2 tRNA genes and 2 rRNA genes are annotated in these 1,371 nt (G+C 55.1%); all 4 read left to right on the forward strand.

Annotation, left to right across the window (positions count from 1 at the left end):
* A 16S ribosomal RNA gene (locus tag GFD32_RS11805) occupies window positions 1-53 on the forward strand; the annotation flags it as partial.
* Between the two features lie 94 nt (window positions 54-147).
* Window positions 148-224, forward strand: a tRNA-Ile gene (locus tag GFD32_RS11810).
* 230 nt (window positions 225-454) lie between these two features.
* Window positions 455-530: transfer RNA gene (locus GFD32_RS11815), tRNA-Ala, on the forward strand.
* A gap of 356 nt (window positions 531-886) precedes the next feature.
* Window positions 887-1,371 (forward strand): 23S ribosomal RNA (locus GFD32_RS11820); the annotation flags it as partial.

Genomic DNA, 1,371 nt, shown 5'->3' on the forward strand with positions numbered 1-1,371 from the left:
TGAAGTCGTAACAAGGTAGCCGTAGGGGAACCTGCGGCTGGATCACCTCCTTAATCGACGACTCGCTGTTTCGCGGCAAGTGCTCACATTGAATTACCTGATCGACCAGAGCAAAGACTGTTTGGGTATGGACCCAGCGCGACCAATGGGTCTGTAGCTCAGTTGGTTAGAGCGCACCCCTGATAAGGGTGAGGTCGGCAGTTCAAGTCTGCCCAGACCCACCATTCTCGAGCCTCGACCGGGCCTGTCGCTCAGTTGGTGAGAGCGCACCCCCGGAAGTGCTGTCAAGAGAAGGGTGAGGTCGCCGGGTTTATTTCAAGTCTGCCCAGACCCACCAAATTTGCGTGACACGTCGTTGAAAGACTCCTCGTATAGCAGGCTATACGTCGTCGTCTTTCGCCGAGTCTCACACAAATTACATTTCGCGTGGTTTTGCCACGAGGAGATGTCAGGAGGGGCCTTAGCTCAGCTGGGAGAGCGCCTGCCTTGCACGCAGGAGGTCAGCGGTTCGATCCCGCTAGGCTCCACCACTTTCCTTGGAAAGTACTGAAGGAGCTCAGTTGGGAGAGGCGCCTGCCTGGCACGTCAGGTGGTCAGCCCGGGGTCGCGCACGACTTCGATCCCGCTTGGCTCCACCACTCTCGAGCTTGAAGTCGAAAGCTTGACGCTGGAAGACAACCCACAGTCCTTGAAGTTTTAAGCTAGACGCTTGAAAAGAGGGGTTTCCTCTTCAAGCTTCCAGCTTAAAGCTTCCAGCTTTAATTGCTCTTTAACAATGTGAATCATGCTGACAAGTTTCTTTCGAGAGAAAGGAACGCAAGATACGTCTCAAGCGTATCCGGCAATTGTCGTACGTCATCGCCGACCAGACCCTTTCGGGTTATATGGTCAAGCGATGAAGCGCATACGGTGGATGCCTAGGCAGCCAGAGGCGATGAAGGACGTGGAAGCCTGCGATAAGGCTCGGCGAGGTGGCAAACAACCTGCGACCCGGGCATTTCCGAATGGGGAAACCCACCTATCGTAAGATGGGTATCGTTGACTGAATCCATAGGTCAACGAGGCGAACCGGGGGAACTGAAACATCTCAGTACCCCGAGGAACAGAAATCAACCGAGATTCCCCCAGTAGCGGCGAGCGACCGGGGACCAGCCCTTAAGCAGGTGACTGATTAGGCGAACGAGCTGGGAAGCTCGACGATACAGGGTGATAGTCCCGTAGCCGAAAATCTGATCCTGTGAAATCGAGTAGGTCGGGGCACGTGAAACCTTGACTGAAGACGGGGGGACCATCCTCCAAGGCTAAATACTCCTGGCTGACCGATAGTGAACCAGTACCGTGAGGGAAAGGCGAAAAGAACCCCGGAGAGGG

It is taken from the genome of Halomonas faecis, from assembly GCF_010993975.1.
Classification (GTDB): domain Bacteria; phylum Pseudomonadota; class Gammaproteobacteria; order Pseudomonadales; family Halomonadaceae; genus Halomonas; species Halomonas faecis.